A 14,933-nucleotide genomic window follows, 5' to 3' on the forward strand; every position below is an offset into this window, starting at 1 on the left:
AAGCCGACGGCCTGGAAAGCGACATCGCCCCCAACGCCCTGCTCGACGAAGAAGACCAGACCCACAACAACACCATCTGGCACCTCTCCGACGGCCCCGACGGCAACAAAGGCTCCTGGTCCACCGGAGAGGACCGCATCGACTACCTCATGGACCCCAAACCCCTCGGCGGCCCCGGCAGCGCCCCCAAACCCGACCCACAGCTCTACGCGACCTACGCCGGAAACGGATCGGCGCACGGGCCGGACGGCGAGGCGGATCTCGCGGACGGCGACGTCGAGACCTTCTACGCGGACGGCCGGTGGAAGAACCAGGTGGTGGGCAACAGCCGGGCCTCCAGCACCGGCGACACCAAGGCCGAGGCCCAGGCCGAGGGCCGCGAACTGGCCCGCAAGCGCGGCGCCACGCACGTCGTCCGCCGCAAGGACGGCGAGATCGCGGAACGCCACGACTACGGCCGCTGACCCGTTCCGCGCGCCACGGCACCGAGCAAGCGTATTCCACGCGCGAAGGACAGCTCACGAGTCCGCGGAGACTTCTCGGCCAGGGAAGGCGGCCCGCGATTTCCGCGGTACCGCGCGGGCGCGAGCCGAGCAGCTGCGGTCGGCGCCCCGGGCAGCGGCTCGCAAGTCGCGGGGAGGTTTGTCCGGTTTGGTGAAGGCTGCGGTGCTGCAATATCCGCGGAACCGGGCGGCGATCCCGCGAGCCGCGCCGCCACGGTGGAGGGCCGGATGGGCGGCTCGCGAGTTGCGGGACGCCTCTCCGGTTGATGAAGGCGGGTGCCGCAATTTTTCCATGGGCATCGCTTGGCGGTTCCGCCCAGCGGGCGGGCTCGGTCGACGCTGGGGTGGGCGAGTTGCGGGGACGGTTCTCGGGCTGGCGAAGGCGGGGCTGCCGCGATTCCGTGGTATCCCGTGGCGGTCGCACGAGGCGGGCGGGCTCGGTCGACGCTCGGGTGGGCGAGTTGGGGGGACGGTTCTCGGGCCGGTGAAGGCGGGGCTGCCGCGATTCCCGCGGTATCGCAGGGCGGTCGCGCACGGCGGGAAGCCTCGGTCCGCGGCCGGGTGGGCCTTCGCGAGTTCCGGGCATGCTTCTCTGGCCGATGAAGGTGCTGCCGCGCTACCGCGCGGCGATTCCGCAAGCCGGGCCGCCACCATCGACTGTAATTCACTCCAGAACCACTCGGTCGAGTGTCAGCAGCCGTGCGCCGCGTGCGCCGGATCGCTAGTTTTTTCGTCTCGTTCGAAGAACCATTTTCCGATGAAGGGGAAACTCAGTGTCGCGCACACTTCGTGCTGGTGTCGTCGGTCTCGCGGCCGCCTCGGCGGTTCTGACCGGGGCGGGCGCCGCCTCCGCCGGAGTCTCCACGCCGCAGCTCAAGGCCGTCGGCATGACGGTCAACGGCCTGATGGGCAAGGCCGGCACCCCCAGCGTGCTCAGCGCCGTCACGGGCAAGCAGAGCGCGCTGTCCCCGGTCACCGGCGGCAACCCGCTGCGCCCGGTGACCGGCAAGCTGCCGATCGGCTGATCGGGCGAGGCGTGCCACGGGAAGTCACCCGTGGCACGCCTCAGCGCTGTAGCGATTCCAGCAGCTTGCGGGCCACCAGGGCGAGCTTGGTGTTCGTCCGCTGCGATTCCTCGACCAGCCGGGTGAACGCCTCGTCCGCGCTGCACCCGTGGATCGCCATCAGCACGCCCTTGGCCTGGTCGATCTCGGCGCGCGAGGTCAGGGCCGTCTCCAGCTGGGCGATCTTGCGCTGCGTGGCCGCCCAGCGGCGGGCGTTGGTGAGCGCCTCGCACGCGGCGGTGGTGAACAGGCGCATCACCTGCTCGTCGTAGTCGTCGAAGGCGCGGGCGGTGAAGCTGTACATGTCGAGCCCGCCCACCACCTCGTCCTCGCCGCCGGGCTCGCCGGGCAGCAGCACCGGCACGGACAGGTAGGTGTTGATGCCGGCCGCCTTCGCCGACGCGGTGAACTCCGGCCACTCCACCTCGTGCTCGCCGACGATGGCGCGCACCGGGCGTCGCTGGGTGGCGGCCTCGACGCACGGGCCGCGGCGGGTCCGGTACTGGCACTCGTCGATGCCGATGACCACCTCGTCGGTGGCCGCCAGCGTGTACAGGTGACCGTCCTCGGCGATGGCGGTGATCGTCGCGGCGTCGGCGTCGGGCAGGGTCGCCACGGCGCTCTCGGCGATGCCCTTCGCGATGTCCTCCAGCGGCTGGCTCGCCGCCTGTCCGCGCAGATCCTCCAGCGCGGCCGCCACGTGGTCGAGGCGGGCGAGCGGATCTGCGCGGCCGTCGGTCATGGCCGGCGGGTACCCGGGGCCGCGGCGGCGTAACCGGGCGTCGTGCGCAGCCAGATGTTCCCGCCCGGGTTGCGTGCCATGTCCGGGATCCCCGCCGTGAGCAGCTCCCGATGGCGGGCCCACAGGTACTGCCGGAACCAGCGCACCTCGAAGCGCGAGTTGCAGGCCAGGAACGCGCGCAGCAGGTAGACCTCCTGCCAGGCGCGGCCCTCGGTCACCCAGTCGAGCGGGTACTCGAAGGGGAAGAACACGTCGTGCACGTGGATCCACACCCCGTCGGCGAGGGGGGCAGCACCTCGAAGAAGAGGTGGTTGACATCGGAGCCCGCCTTGACAACGTGGGTGGAGTCGATGAACAACACGTCACCGGCCTCCAGGGCGAGGAACGTCTCCATCGGGACGTCCTGCACCGGCTGCTCACGGATCGTCACGCGCTGTTCGTCACCGGGGCGCAGCAGCGAACGCACCAGGTCCGGGTAGGGCTCGACGAAGGTCAGCTCGACCGCGCCGTCCAGCCAGTGCTCGACGGTGTCCAGCGTCATCGCCGACGAGTAGCCGGACCCGATCTCCACCAGCCGCCGCGGGCGCAGGTGCCGCAGCATCGCGTGCAGGACCAGCGCGTCGGACCAGGAGTACTCGGGATTGCCGAAGAAGTACCGGTACTCCGGCGACCGGTCCTCGGGGAACGGGTGGTCCTTCAGCAGCTCCGTGAGCACGGGCAGCAGGGCGAGCTGGTCGTCCTCGCGCAGGTCGAGGCCGGCGGGATCGGATCCGGTGTCGAACAGCGTCGCGGCGCGGGCGCGGACCTGCGCGGGGTCCGGGTGCGGCGAGTAGAAGTGGCCCGGCGGCACCCAGGTCCGGTAGGTGGCGGCGAGCTGGTCGCGTTCGGCTTCTGCGGCGGCGCACCGGGCCAGGAGGTCGTCGTGGGTCCGGCGCGACACCACGTATGCCTGGCCAGCCTCCGCAACGGCGCACCGATCAAGGACATCGCCGCAGTCTAGACAGCCGCGGCGCCTACCCTGGTGGGGTGTTCGTGAAGATCTGCGGCCTGCGCACCGAGGCCGACGTGGACTGCGCGGTGACGGCCGGGGCCGACGCGGTCGGGTTCGTCCTGGCCCCCAGTCCCCGGCAGGTCAGCGTGGACGAGGCCACGCGCCTGGTGGCCGCCGTGCCCCCGGAGGTCCTCAGCGTGGGGGTGTTCCTCGGGATGCCCGTCGCCGAGGTCCGGGACGTCGCGGTCAAGACCGGCCTGGGCGCGGTCCAGCTGCACGGCGCCGGCTACGCGGCGGAGGACTTCGCCGCGCTCGCCGACCTGGGGGTGCCGCTGGTGCGGGCCACGTCGACGGCGGGCGAGCGGGTGGCGGTCGGGGCGTTCGGCGAGGAGATGCTGATCCTCGACTCGCCGCGGGCCGGGTCGGGGGAGCAGTGGGGCTGGTCGAAGCTGCGCGGCCAGACCGGGCGGTGGCTGCTGGCGGGCGGGCTGCGCCCGGACAACGTGGCGGAGGCGATCGAGACGGTGCGCCCGTGGGGCGTCGACGTGTCCAGCGGAGTGGAATCCACGCGCGGCACGAAGGATCATGGGCTGATCCGGGAATTCCTCGCCGCCGTGCGTCCCTGACCGCGGATCCCGTTCGTCGGTGTGGTGAGAACACGGACCGGCGAGGAGGACGCGATGCAGTACATGCTGTTGATCTGCGGTGGCCCGGAGGCCGCCGAGCACGCCGAGGACGGCTGTGGCGACTGGGGCGAGGAGATGGCCGGGCGGGGCGTCCTGCGCGGCGGGGCCGGGCTGCGGCCCCCGCACGAGGCGACCACCGTGCGGGTGCGGTCGGACGAGGTGCTGCTGTCCGACGGCCCGTTCGCCGAGACCCGCGAGCAGGTCGGCGGGTTCTGCCTGATCGAGTGCGCCGACCTGGACGAGGCGATCGAGATCGCGTCGAAGCACCCGGCCGCGACCTACGGGTCGATCGAGGTCCGGCCGATCTGGCAGCCGTGACCGACGTCCACACCGCGCTCGTCCGGGCCTTCCGGGACGAGTGGGGCCAGGTGGTCGCGACCCTGATCCGGCTCACCGGCGACTGGGACCTCGCCGAGGAGTGCGCCCAGGACGCGTTCGCCCAGGCCGTCGGGTCGTGGTCCCGGGACGGCGTGCCGCGCCGGCCCGGGGCCTGGCTCACCACCGCCGCCCGCAACCGCGCGCTCGACCGGCTGCGCCGGGACGCGGTCGGAGCGGCCAAGCTGCGGGAGGTCGCGGCGATGCCTGTTCCCGAACCCGAATCCGACGACAGCGGCGTGCCCGACGACCGCTTGCGCCTGATGTTCACCTGCTGCCACCCGGCGTTGTCGCTCGACGCGCAGGTGGCGCTGACGTTGCGCACGCTGGCCGGGCTGACCCCGGCCGAGATCGCGCGGGCCCTGCTGATCGCCGAGCCCGCGTTGAAGAAACGGCTGGTGCGCGCGAAGCAGAAGATCCGGCACGCCGGCATCCCGTACCGGGTGCCGCCGGCGCACCTGCTGCCGGAGCGGACCCCGGCCGTGCTGGCGGTGCTGTACCTGTTGTTCAACGAGGGCTATGCGGCCACGGCCGGCGCGGACCTGCTGCGCCGCGAGTTGTCGGCGGAGGCGATCCGGCTGGCGCGCGTGCTGCACGAGCTGATGCCGGACGAGCCGGAGGCCACCGGGCTGCTGGCGCTGATGCTGCTGCAGGACGCGCGCCGGGACGCGCGGGTGGACGAGCACGGTGACCTCGTGCTGCTGGCGGACCAGGACCGCGGCCGGTGGGACCGCGCCGAGATCGACGAGGGCGTGGCGCTGCTGGACGGCGCGCTGCGGCGCGGGGCGCCGGGGCCGTACCAGGTGCAGGCGGCGATCGCCGCATGCCACGGGACGGCGGCGCGGGCCGCGGACACGGACTGGCCGCAGATCGCCGCGCTGTACGGCAGGCTGGCCGAGATGACCCGGTCGCCGGTGGTGGAGCTGAACCGCGCGGTGGCCGTGGGGATGGCCGCCGGGCCCGCCGAGGGGCTGCGGATCCTGTCCGGTGTGGATCTGCCGGGCTACCACCTGCTGCCCGCCACGCGAGCCGAGTTCCTGCGCCGCCTGGGACGCCACACGGAGGCGGCGGCGGAGTACCGCGAGGCGTTGCGGCTGGTCACGACGGACGCGGAGCGCCGCTTCCTGACGCGAAGGCTGGCAGAGGTGGGGTGACGGGCCGGCCGGTGCGCCCCCGGAAGGCACCGGCCGGCCGCGGCGTCACCTGCTGCTGACCCTCACCCGCCGCGACGGGGACGGCGCGCCGCCCGCGGCGGAGGTGTACAGCCAGGCGAACAGCACCCACATGCCGCCGAACACGAGGCCCACCAGGACGTACGCCACGGTCCACAGCACGAGCGGCGTGTCGGTCTTGCGTTCGCGCTGCAGGAACTTGATCTCCGACATGAAAGGGCGCGGCCCGGACGTCGCGGTGATCTCGCCGGCGTTCGCGGCCGGGTCGGCGGGCGCGTAGATCGGCGCGATCGCCATCACCCGGTTCCCGTAGTGCACGCGGATGCCGGTCTTCCACTGCCCGAACACCGGCAGCGGCTGTGTCGTCCGGTACGTGCCCTCCGCCGTCCGCTCCAGCGGCGCGCTGTAGAAATCCCCGCCCTGCCACGAGAAACCGTTGAGCCACACCGGATCCGACACCAGGTCCGCCCGGTTGATCGTCACCGTCGCGGTCACCCACCGCGGCTGCCCGCCACCGTGCGGGTTCGAGATCGGCAGGCTCTGGCCGGTGTCCGTGAGCTGGATGTCCGCCACCAGGTCGGCGGGCGGATCGGCCGGCGGGATGACCGCCGCGCACAGCGCCACCGCCCCGAGCGCCCCCACGAGCCCGCCCAGGTGCCGCGTCCGGAAGCGCACCGCGGGCGCGCCCGACGGCGCCGGGTCCGATGCCCGCCGCGCCGCCACCGCCTCGACCCGCTGGTACTGCCACACCCCGATCAGCGCCCCGGCCACCGACGCGGCCGCCCCCCACAGCACGAACGTGTCGAGGTGGGACAGCGGCCACGGGTCGGGCATCAGCCACTGCGAGAACGCCCACTCGCCGGACATCCCGAGCACCCCGGCGGCCAGCCCGGCCACCACGGCGAACGCGTACCCGCGCCGCCCGCGCAGCAGGATCGCCACCAGCTCGATCACCACGGCCTCGGCCGCGTACGGCAGCAGCAGCGCCACGTGCAGGTCGTTGACCAGCGGCAGCACCGCGAACACCGCCCGCGTGACCAGCACCACGGCCACCACCAGCGGCGCGGCGCCGGGACCGCCCGCGAGCCGCCCGTAGACCAGGGTCCAGCTGCCGATCAGCCCCACCAGCACCACCTGGGCGAGCATCGGGAACTGAGGCACCCCGAGGTCGAACTCCATCAGGAACGCCGACGCGCCCATCAGCCACGCACCCGCGAGCAGCGGCCCGAGCAGCCGCACCACCGGCCCGCGCGCGCCGACCTGCCGCGCCTCGCCCAGCAGCAGCTGCAGCCCGATCACCACCCCGACACCGCCGCCGATCATCAGCACGTGCGTCGGGCCCCACTCGGTGACGTCCTGGCCGAACAGCCGGTGCCACACGTCGTCCAGCGGGAACCCGGCGATGCCGACCAGGCCGGTCGCCATCATCTGGATGCTGCCCATCGGCGCGCGCCAGTGCGGCCCGATCGGGAACGTGCGCACCGGCAGCTTCCCCTTCGCCAGCGCGGCGCTGAGCACGCCGCTGGCGAAGATGCCCATCAGTCCGAAGTAGATCGGGTAGTGCGACGGGTTGGCCAGCGGCCCCTCGTCGCGGCCGAGTTCCATGTGGATCGGCACGTCCCAGTAGACGCCGATCAGCGCGGCCATGCCGGACACGAACGCGACGAACATCGGCAGCGCCGCCCACCGGGGCAGCCCGCTCAGCCCGGCCGACCAGTCGGCGAGCCTGCCGACGACCGTCGTGCGGCCCGCGCGCTCCCGGATGACGAACACGGCGAGCGGCAGGAAGATCACGAAGAACATCAGGCCCGCGATGACGATCTGGCCGAGCGCGGCCCCGCCCGCGGGTGGGCTGGACTCCTGGGCGACGAGCACGGTGGACCTTCCTCGATGAAGCCGGGCATGCGTGCTACCCGAAGTAACTGTTACCGTTGGTCACACACTTTACGGGTTCCCGGACGCAACGGGCAAGCCGGGCGGAGGAAGGACGGGGAATGCGCAGGTTCGTCGTGGCGGCGCTGGCAACGATGCTGGTGGTGACCGGGTGCGGGAGCACGGCGCCGCAGCAGGCCGGTGCCGGGCCGGAGGTGGCGAAGTTCGTCGTGACCGGCGGCAAGCGCACGTCCGGGCCGGACCGCGTCGAGGTCGCGGCCGGCCGGACGGTGACCATCGAGGTGACCACCGACGCGCCGGACGAGCTGCACGTCCACGGCTACGACCGCACGGCCGACGTGGTGGCCGGGCAGCCGGCCGCGGTCACCTTCACCGCGGACATCCCCGGCGTGTTCGAGGTCGAGCTGCACCACAGCGGGGCCGCGCTGACCGAACTCCGGGTGAGCGCGTGATCCTCGCCCACGGTCTCGGCGGGCGGTCCGACCTGCCGGTCCCGCTGTGGCTCGCGCTCTACGCCGGCGCGGCCGCGGTGCTGGTGTCGTTCTTCGCGCTCACCGCACTGTGGAAGCAGCCGAAACTGCGCGGCGCCGAGGCCGGGCTCGCCTGGGCCAGGGCGCTCGAACGGATCGCCGACGCCCGTGCGACGCGGATCGCGCTGCGCTTAGCCGGGCTGGCGCTCTTCGCGCTGTTCCTGGTGTTCGCGTGGACCGGCCCGGACGACTCGGCGGACAACCCGGCCGCTGCCTGGTTCTACGTGTGGTTCTGGGTCGGGCTCGTGCCGCTTTCGGTGCTGTGCGGGCCGGTCTGGCGGCTGGTCAATCCACTGCGGACACTCACCGCGTTGTTCCCCGGCCGTCGTCCGGTGCCGCGGTGGGGGTTCTTCCCGGCGATCGCGGGCCTGGTCGCCTTCCTGTGGCTGGAACTGGTATACCCGCATTCGGACTCGCCGCGCGCGATCGCGGTGTTCGTCACCGCCTACGCCGTCGTGCACGTCGTGGCGGGCGCGGTGTTCGGGCCGCGCTGGTTCGACCGCGGCGACGGGTTCGAGGTCTACTCGGCGCTGATCGCCGCGCTGTCCCCGTGGGGGCGCCGGGCGGACGGCCGGCTGGTGCTGCGCAACCCGCTCGACGGCCTGCGCACCCTGGAGCGCGAGCGCGGCCTGACCCCGTTCGTGCTCGTCGTGCTCGGCTCGACGGCGTTCGACGGGCTGACCCGGCTGCCGTTCTGGAGCGAGGCGACCCGCGACGGCGACCGGGTCCTGCTGGGCACGGCCGGTCTGGCGGCGGCGATCGCGCTCACCGCGCTGGCTTACGCGAGCGCCATCCACCTGACCCGGCCGTACCTGCGGCGCGCGGTCACCGGCGCCTACGACGCGTTCGCGCCGTCGCTGGTGCCGATCATGGCCGGCTACACCGTCGCGCACTACTTCTCGTTCGCGGTGTTCGAGGGGCAGCGCGGGTTCGGCGGCGCGGTGGACTACACCGTGGTCTCCGCCGCGGCGATCGCGTTCGTGCAGATCGCCGGGATCGTGGCCGGGCACGTCCTGGCGGTGACCGCGGCGCACGACCGCGCGCTCGGCGTGCTGCGGGGCGGCTATGCGAAGGTGGGGCAGTACCCGATGCTCGCCGTGATGGTCCTCTACACGGCGGTGGGCATCGCCCTGGTCTCGGGAGCGTGAATGCGGGAGCGGATGATCCTGGCCCACCAGGGCGGGTGGGACGAGACGCTCATCATCGCCGGCCCGATCGCGATCATCGTGGTGCTGATCGTCGTCGCCCGCCGCCAGGCTCCGCCACCGGAGGAGCCCGGCGAGGACGACGCGCCGTCAGCGGAGCAGGCGCGCGATGAGGCCGGTGACGACGAGCCAGAAGACCGCCGCCAGACCGTAGTTGACCAGCACGTTGAGCTGCGTGTTCGCGATCGGGAAGAGCCCCGGGAAGAACAACGCGAGCGGCTGGGCGATCGAATCGATGAACCGGTAGAAGGCGTTCGCCGTGTTGGCGCCGGCCAGGACCAGGACGATGTAGATCGCCTCGACGAGCGCGAACAACGCCCCGATCCCGGTGACCACCCTGGCGGCGGTGCCGCGTCCACGGTAGATACCCGTTCTGGCCATGCGAAGGAGTAACCCGCTTCGCGAAAATCAAACCCGATCGGGTGATTTCGGTCAGCGTTTCTCCTTCGGGATGAACACCCACAGCGCCAGGTAGAGCAGGAACTGCGGTCCCGGCAGCAGGCAGGACAGCACGAACAGCAGGCGCATCGTGCGCGGCTTCCAGCCGAGGCGGTGGGCCAGGCCGGCGCACACCCCGGCGATCACGCGGTCGTGCCGGGACCTGGTCAGTGTCGTCGTTGTCGTCGTCATGTCTCCACCATGCCCCCGCGCGGCGCGGCGCGCATCGGTGGAAACCCCCGAATCGACCCTGGGGCCAGCCCCCGGAGGCGGGCACCGGCACCGGCTAGGCTGCGCCGGTGACGACGAGACCGGTGACCGCCCGACCGTGACGCGCCTGCTCCTGCTCCTCGTCGTCGTCCTGGTGGCGTGCGCGGCGCCCGCGCCGGCCGCGCCACCGGACGTCGTGTCGCCGCCCGCCGGGAAGATCCGCGGCACGGTGACCGACGGCCACCGGGTGTTCGAAGGCATCCCGTACGCCACCGCGGCCCGCTGGCGGCCGCCCGCGCCCGCTCCGGTGTGGAGCGGTGTGCGGGACGCGACCGCGCCGGGCGCGCGGTGCCCCCAGCCCGGGGACGCCGGCAGCGAGGACTGCCTGTTCCTCAACGTGACCACGCCCGCGGCGGCCGAGGGGCTCCCGGTGCTGGTCTGGATCCACGGCGGGTCGTTCCTCGGCGGCCACGGCGACTCCTACGACGCGCGGGACCTGGCCGCGCGCGGGCTGGTCGTGGTGACCATCAACTACCGGCTCGGCGCGCTCGGCTGGCTCGCGCACCCGGCGCTCGCGCACGACGGCGGCGCGGGCAACTTCGGGCTGCTCGACCAGCAGGCCGCGCTGCGGTGGGTGCGGGACAACATCGCCGCGTTCGGCGGGGCCCCGGCGCGGGTCACGCTCGCCGGCGAGTCCGCCGGGGCGATGTCGGTGTGCGACCACCTGGTCTCCCCGGCCTCGGCCGGGCTGTTCCGCGCCGCGATCGTCCAAAGCGGACCGTGTCAGGCGCAGGCGAGCGCGCCGGTCGCGGAGAAGGCGAGCACCGAGTACGCGGCCGGGCTCGGCTGCGCCGAGCCGGCCACGGCCGCCGCCTGCCTGCGGGCCCTGCCGCCGTCCCGCCTGCAGACCGTGCCGCGGTACTTCGACCTCGCCGGGGTCGCCGTCGTGGGCCCGGTGACCGGCGGGGCCGTGCTGCCCGCCAACCCCGTCGACGCGATGCGCGCCGGCGCCGCCGCCCGGGTGCCGGTGCTCGTCGGCGTGACGCGGGACGAGTTCACCCTGTTCCTGGCCCAGCAGCACGCGGCGACCGGGAAGACGGTCACCGCCGCGGACTACCCGGCGGCGCTGGCGCGGGTGTTCGGCCCGGACGCCGCGGCCGTGGCCGCCGAGTACCCGCTCCGGGCCTACGCCGGGTCGGCTCCGCGCGCGCTCGCGGCGGCGCTCACCGACGTCGCGTTCGCCTGCCCGCTCCGGGACATGGCCGGCTCGCTGTCGCGGACCGGCCCGGTGTACGCCTACGAGTTCGGTGATGCCCGCGCCCCGGTGCCGGACTCCCTGTCGCGCGCGCCGTTCCCGCTCGGCGCCGCGCACAGCCTGGAGCTGTCCTACCTGTTCGGCGACGGCGAGTCGTTGGACGACGGGCAGCGGCGGCTGTCCGCGGAAATGGTCGGGGACTGGGCGTCCTTCGTGCGCACCGGCGCGCCCGGCCCGGACTGGCCGCGCTACGACCCGGCGCACGAGCAGGTGCGCGCGCTCGTGCCGGGCGGCGCTCGCACGATCGGGGACTTCGCCGCGGCGCACCACTGCGCGTTCTGGCGGGACCGCTAGGTTCGCCGCCATGCGGTTCGGGGTTTTCGTCCTCGCCGGGCGGTTTCCGGGACAGGACGACGGGGAGGCGCTGGCGCGCTCGCTGGACGTGGTCGAGTGCGCCGAGGCGGCCGGGTTCGACGACGCGTGGGTTGCCGAGCACCACTTCATGTCCTACGGGGTCTGCCCGTCGGCGGTCGCGTTCGCCGCGCACGCGCTGGGCCGGACGCGCCGGATCACCGTGGGCACGGCGGTGAGCGTGCTGTCCACGGCGCACCCGGTCGCGCTGGCCGAGCAGGCCGCGATGCTGGACCGGATGTCCGGCGGGCGGTTCCGGCTCGGCGTGGGGCGCGGCGGGCCGTGGGTGGATCTCGAGGTGTTCGGCACCGGGCTCGGCCGGTACGAGCGCGGGTTCGCCGAGGGACTCGACGTGCTCGTGCAAGCGCTTTCCGGGCGGGTGGCCGCGTCGGGGGAGTTCTTCGCCTTCCGCGAGGTGCCGGTGGTGCCGCGGCCGGTGTCGCTGGCGCCGGTGACGGTCGCGTGCACGTCCCGGGCGACCGTGGAGCTGGCCGCCGCGCGCGGGTTGCCGATGCTGCTGGGCATGCACATCGGTGACGAGGAGAAGGCCGCGATGGTGGCCTGCTACGCGAAGGCGGCGGCCGAGGCCGGGCAGGACCCGTCCGCGCCGCACGTGTCCGCGGTGCTGGCGCACGTGTCGGACTCCCGGGCGAGCGCGGTGCGGGAGCTGCGCGCGGCGATGCCGGGCTGGCTGCGCGACGGGCTGGCGGGATACGTGCCGATGGACGGCCGCCCGTACCGCCCGCGCGACGCCGCGGAGTACACCGACCTGCTGTGCCGGCTGCACCCGGTCGGCAGCCCGCGCGAGTGCGCCGGCGGGCTCGCCGCGGCGGCGGAGCGGACGGGTATCCGGCACACCATCCTGCTCGTCGAGGGCGCCGGGGACCGCGAGCGGGTGCTGGCGAACGTGACCCGCCTCGGCGCGGAGGTCCTGCCGCTGCTGCGCTGAGCCGGATGCGCAAACGCCGTCCCGCCACGATCACCCGCGTGACAAGAAAAACCGGGCCGCCCTCCGGCGGCCCGGAGCGGATCTAGCATCGCCGGACCGGTCCCCGAAAACGGAGGTTCGACGATGAGCAACCGGAGAAGACGTGCCCTGTCCGCAATCCTCGCGGCACTGACCACGGTGACCGGCGCGGTGCTGGCGGCGCCCCCGGCGCAGGCGGCCACCGCGCCCGAAGCCCCCGATTTCCCCGCCGCGTTCGCCTATTCCCAGTTCGTCGACCCGAACGCCACCCCGCCCGGCGCGAACGACTGGACCTGCCGCCCGGGTGCGGACCACCCGCGCGCGGTCGTCCTGGTGCACGGCACGTGGGAGAACCGCTACGACAACTTCGCCCGCCTGTCACCGTCGCTGAAGCGGGACGGCTACTGCGTTTTCGCCCTCAACTACGGCGAGGACCCGACCAGCGTGTTCGGCCTCAACCCGGCGTTCAAGGGCACCGGCGACATCCGCCGTTCGGCGCAGGAGCTGGCCGCGTTCGTCGACCGGTTGACCGCCGCGACCGGCACGTCCGAGGTGGACGTCGTCGGCCACTCGCAGGGCGGCCTGATGCCCCGCGAATACCTGCGTCACGGTGGCGCGGCCAAGGTGCACACGCTGGTCACGCTCGGCGCGACGCACCACGGCACCACGCTGAGCGGGATCGCCACGCTGGCCGGGGAACTGGGCCTGCTGCCCTACACCGACGTGCTGCTGGGCAAGGCCGCCGGGCAGCAGGTGCGGGGCTCGGAGTTCCTCACCGACCTGAACGCGGGCGGCGACACCGTGCCCGGCGTGCGGTACCTGGTGATCGCCACCCGCTACGACGAGGTCACCACCCCGTACGAGTCGACCTTCCTCACCGGGGAGGCCGTCCGGAACGTGACGCTGCAGGACGGGTGCGAGATCGACCTGTCCGACCACCTGTCGATGAGCTACTCGCCGCGCGCCATCGGGTACGTGAAGCAGGGGCTGGACCCGGCGGCGCCGGAGCCGCCCTGCGTGCCGCACCTGCCGGTGTTCTGAACACGGCGAAAACGGGCCCGTTCCCCCGGTCGGGAGGGAACGGGCCCGTTCCGTCAGGGATCAGGACTCCTTCGGGGACAGGGTCACGTCGATGGTGTTGCCGGGGCCGGCCGCCAGCGGGCTGATCAGCCCGGTCAGCGGACCGCAGTTCTGCAGCGGCGCGATGTCGTAGGTGCCGCTGAGGTCACCGCCGGCCAGCGGGTCGAACCCGGGGCCGGAGGTCAGGTTGATCTCCGACGGCTCCGCGGTCTGGCACTTCGGCGACTTGCTGATCGGGAAGCCGAAGACCTTGACGCTGGGCAGCTTGATGGTGGTGTGGCTGGTGGAGTTCAGCACACCGCCGGACAGCGTCCCGGTCGTCTTGCCCTCCTGCGCGAAGGCCACCTTCGCGGTGATCGGGATGAAGCGGAACAGCGTGGCCTTCAGCTGCGTCGGTTCCAGCGACAGGTCGGCCGTGAAGTTCCCGGTCGCCAGGTCGAGGTTCGCGTCGATGCCGCCGGACAGCGGCACCGTGGCCCCGAGCTTCTTGATCACCGAGTCGCCTGCCAGGGCGTAGCCGTAGTCGATCCCGGTCGGCGGGTTGCTCGTGGTGGTCGTCGGCTCGGTGGTGGTGGGCTCGGTGGTGGTCGGTTCGGTCGTCGTGGGTTCGGTGGTCGTCGGCTCGGTGGTGGTCGGCTCCGTGGTGGTCGGTTCCGTCGTCGTCGGTTCGGTGGTCGTCGTGCCGCCGTTGATCGTGATGTCGGCCAGCACGTTGTTCTGGCCCGCCACCTGCGTGCACTGCGAGTCGAAGACGCCCAGGCCGGTGTCGGTGCCGTCGGCGCGCTTCGGGTGCAGGGTCAGCAGGATGTCGCCGACGGTGATCGTCGCCTGCCCGGCCTGGGTGAAGGTCAGGGACGGCGCGTCACCGGTGGCCACCGTGTCGAACGAACCCGACGCAGGCACCGGGGTCACCGGGATCGTCGCCGGCACGGTCACCGGGATGGTGGCCTCCGGCGCGGTGACCGTCGAGCTCGCCTTGGCGGTGCCCTCGACCGTGGCCGCCCCGACCAGCGTCAGGCCCTGCGTCGCGGTCGGCGGCACGGTCGCCACCGCCTTGACCTGGAAGGCCGGCGTGGGTTCGCCGACGTTCACGGTCGTGGGGATGTCCGCGCTGATCACGATCTGCAGCGTCTGGGTACCGATCAGCGGGAACGGGCAGCTGTACTGCAGGGTCAGCGAGACCGGTTCGGCCGCACTGGTCCCGGAGCCGGCCAGCACGGCCGTCAGCGCCGCGCCGGTCGCGACGGTCGCGGACGCGGCCGCCGCGACCATCCTTCTCATTCTGGTTCTCGTTCGCACACCTATCCTCCGGGGTATCGGCAGTGATACGAAAAACCACGCGACAGCAAGGAAAACCGCCGCGAGGTCATCGGAATTGGTTGCTACCGATGGGTAAAGTAGTTTCGCGGCG

General features: G+C 73.0%; 17 protein-coding genes. 10 read left to right on the forward strand and 7 right to left on the reverse strand.

Features of this window, described 5'->3' with window-relative positions; all coding sequences use genetic code 11:
* Both D0D15_RS37260 and D0D15_RS26030 read left to right on the forward strand, forming a co-directional pair.
* On the forward strand, positions 1–464 hold a 464-nt coding region (locus tag D0D15_RS37260; RefSeq protein WP_240325260.1), incomplete at its 5' end, for a DUF2188 domain-containing protein.
* An 812-nt stretch (positions 465–1,276) separates the two neighbouring features.
* Positions 1,277–1,528, forward strand: a complete 252-nt coding sequence (locus D0D15_RS26030; RefSeq protein WP_094008413.1) for a hypothetical protein — start codon at positions 1,277–1,279, stop codon at positions 1,526–1,528.
* 40 nt (positions 1,529–1,568) lie between these two features.
* Here the strand turns inward: D0D15_RS26030 and D0D15_RS26035 are convergent, their stop codons facing one another.
* Genes D0D15_RS26035 through D0D15_RS26045 form a run of 3 tightly spaced genes read right to left on the reverse strand, consistent with a single transcriptional unit; the run spans position 1,569 to position 3,249 of the window.
* Complete coding sequence (locus D0D15_RS26035) at positions 1,569–2,309, reverse strand: ANTAR domain-containing response regulator (RefSeq protein ID WP_094008414.1); 741 nt, start codon at positions 2,307–2,309, stop codon at positions 1,569–1,571.
* Complete coding sequence (locus D0D15_RS26040; protein ID WP_094008415.1) at positions 2,306–2,569, reverse strand: hypothetical protein; 264 nt, start codon at positions 2,567–2,569, stop codon at positions 2,306–2,308. Before D0D15_RS26040 ends, D0D15_RS26035 begins: the two co-directional genes overlap by 4 nt.
* Positions 2,524–3,249, reverse strand: coding sequence for a class I SAM-dependent methyltransferase (locus D0D15_RS26045; protein ID WP_143266246.1), 726 nt, complete (start codon positions 3,247–3,249; stop codon positions 2,524–2,526). Before D0D15_RS26045 ends, D0D15_RS26040 begins: the two co-directional genes overlap by 46 nt.
* An 86-nt stretch (positions 3,250–3,335) precedes the next feature.
* Here D0D15_RS26045 and D0D15_RS26050 point away from each other — a divergent pair, with 86 nt between their 5' ends.
* The 3 genes from D0D15_RS26050 to D0D15_RS26060 are packed head-to-tail and all read left to right on the forward strand — an operon-like array spanning position 3,336 to position 5,515.
* Positions 3,336–3,926: a phosphoribosylanthranilate isomerase gene (locus tag D0D15_RS26050; protein WP_094008417.1), complete on the forward strand. Its 591-nt coding sequence runs from the start codon at positions 3,336–3,338 to the stop codon at positions 3,924–3,926.
* Positions 3,927–3,980: 54 nt separating this feature from the next.
* Entirely contained in the window at positions 3,981–4,304 is a 324-nt protein-coding gene (locus D0D15_RS26055; protein WP_094008418.1) for a YciI family protein, read from the forward strand.
* Complete coding sequence (locus D0D15_RS26060; protein WP_094008419.1) at positions 4,301–5,515, forward strand: RNA polymerase sigma factor; 1,215 nt, start codon at positions 4,301–4,303, stop codon at positions 5,513–5,515. Before D0D15_RS26055 ends, D0D15_RS26060 begins: the two co-directional genes overlap by 4 nt.
* 45 nt (positions 5,516–5,560) lie before the next feature.
* Here D0D15_RS26060 and D0D15_RS26065 read toward each other — a convergent pair whose 3' ends face one another.
* The gene (locus D0D15_RS26065) at positions 5,561–7,408 is read right to left on the reverse strand and encodes a hypothetical protein (RefSeq protein ID WP_115944801.1); all 1,848 of its coding nucleotides are present in this window, start codon (positions 7,406–7,408) and stop codon (positions 5,561–5,563) included.
* 119 nt (positions 7,409–7,527) lie between these two features.
* Here D0D15_RS26065 and D0D15_RS26070 point away from each other — a divergent pair, with 119 nt between their 5' ends.
* Together D0D15_RS26070 and D0D15_RS26075 are read left to right on the forward strand one after the other, a co-directional pair.
* Positions 7,528–7,878 carry a cupredoxin domain-containing protein gene (locus tag D0D15_RS26070; RefSeq protein ID WP_094008421.1) on the forward strand — a complete coding sequence of 117 codons (351 nt, stop codon included), beginning with the start codon at positions 7,528–7,530 and terminating at the stop codon, positions 7,876–7,878.
* The gene (locus D0D15_RS26075; RefSeq protein WP_094008422.1) at positions 7,875–9,104 is read left to right on the forward strand and encodes a hypothetical protein; all 1,230 of its coding nucleotides are present in this window, start codon (positions 7,875–7,877) and stop codon (positions 9,102–9,104) included. Before D0D15_RS26070 ends, D0D15_RS26075 begins: the two co-directional genes overlap by 4 nt.
* A 147-nt stretch (positions 9,105–9,251) precedes the next feature.
* On the opposite strand, the gene D0D15_RS26080 is transcribed toward D0D15_RS26075, so the two are convergent.
* Positions 9,252–9,542: a hypothetical protein gene (locus D0D15_RS26080; protein WP_198958368.1), complete on the reverse strand. Its 291-nt coding sequence runs from the start codon at positions 9,540–9,542 to the stop codon at positions 9,252–9,254.
* 51 nt (positions 9,543–9,593) lie between these two features.
* Positions 9,594–9,791, reverse strand: a complete 198-nt coding sequence (locus D0D15_RS26085) for a PspC domain-containing protein (protein ID WP_094008424.1) — start codon at positions 9,789–9,791, stop codon at positions 9,594–9,596.
* 136 nt (positions 9,792–9,927) lie between these two features.
* On the opposite strand from D0D15_RS26085, the gene D0D15_RS26090 reads away from it, so the two are divergent.
* The 3 genes from D0D15_RS26090 to D0D15_RS26100 all read left to right on the forward strand — a co-directional run bounded on the left by D0D15_RS26090 (position 9,928) and on the right by D0D15_RS26100 (position 13,483).
* Positions 9,928–11,418: a carboxylesterase/lipase family protein gene (locus D0D15_RS26090; protein ID WP_115944802.1), complete on the forward strand. Its 1,491-nt coding sequence runs from the start codon at positions 9,928–9,930 to the stop codon at positions 11,416–11,418.
* A gap of 10 nt (positions 11,419–11,428) precedes the next feature.
* The gene (locus tag D0D15_RS26095; RefSeq protein ID WP_115944803.1) at positions 11,429–12,424 is read left to right on the forward strand and encodes an LLM class flavin-dependent oxidoreductase; all 996 of its coding nucleotides are present in this window, start codon (positions 11,429–11,431) and stop codon (positions 12,422–12,424) included.
* 123 nt (positions 12,425–12,547) lie between these two features.
* Positions 12,548–13,483, forward strand: coding sequence for an esterase/lipase family protein (locus D0D15_RS26100; protein WP_115944804.1), 936 nt, complete (start codon positions 12,548–12,550; stop codon positions 13,481–13,483).
* Positions 13,484–13,543: 60 nt separating this feature from the next.
* Here the strand turns inward: D0D15_RS26100 and D0D15_RS26105 are convergent, their stop codons facing one another.
* Positions 13,544–14,803 (reverse strand): DUF6801 domain-containing protein, encoded by a 1,260-nt coding sequence (locus D0D15_RS26105; RefSeq protein ID WP_094008428.1) that lies wholly within the window; start codon positions 14,801–14,803, stop codon positions 13,544–13,546.
* Between the last annotated feature and the right edge of the window lie 130 nt (positions 14,804–14,933).

The sequence above is a fragment of the Amycolatopsis thermalba genome, assembly GCF_003385215.1.
Lineage (GTDB): Bacteria > Actinomycetota > Actinomycetes > Mycobacteriales > Pseudonocardiaceae > Amycolatopsis_E > Amycolatopsis_E thermalba.